General features: G+C 34.6%; 2 protein-coding genes. Both read left to right on the top strand.

The window, feature by feature from the left end; translation table 11 throughout:
- A partial coding sequence (locus AB3I00_RS14600; RefSeq protein WP_368025615.1) for a CHAP domain-containing protein occupies window positions 1-384 on the top strand: 384 nt, incomplete at its 5' end.
- 15 nt (window positions 385-399) lie between these two features.
- A partial coding sequence (locus AB3I00_RS14605; RefSeq protein ID WP_368025616.1) for a hypothetical protein occupies window positions 400-590 on the top strand: 191 nt, incomplete at its 3' end.

Raw genomic sequence — 590 nt, forward strand, 5'->3', positions numbered from 1 at the left:
AAAGTTCTTGGCACAATGGTTAACAATGGACAATGTTATGGGTTAACCGCTTATTATGTTCAAAAATTAGGTGGTCCACAAATGATGGGATCTGGAAAAATGTATGCTTGGTCGATTGGTACAGATTATGATTGGGGAAAATATGGTTGGGAAGTAAAAATTGATCCAAGTGTAAAAGATTTAAAAGCTGGTGATGTTATTAATTGGTATGGCGGTGGGGCAATTTCTCCGGGAATTTATGGACATACTGGGATTGTCCGAGGAGTAAATAAAGATGGCACGTTTGATACCTATGAACAGAATGCTGAACAGGGACAAATTTGCGCAAAGTATACAAGAAATGCAAGTTCTGCAAGAATTGCTTCGTTAGTACGTAAAAAATAGGAAAGGAGCAAAAATATGTTTAAAAAGAAGATACTAACAAAAAATCAAGAAAAGGAGATATGTAAAAAATTCAATTGTAAAAAGAAAGAGTTTGCTGTAAGGAAGTTCGAAGATGGCTTTTTAGTGTCAGTTAGAAATAAAGAATATCGTGTGAAGTTTTCTGAAGGACTATTTCCTAAAATTGTTTTAGTGAGGGAAGTACAAAG

The sequence above is a fragment of the Enterococcus sp. C76 genome (assembly GCF_040886985.1).
Lineage (GTDB): Bacteria > Bacillota > Bacilli > Lactobacillales > Enterococcaceae > Enterococcus_B > Enterococcus_B lactis.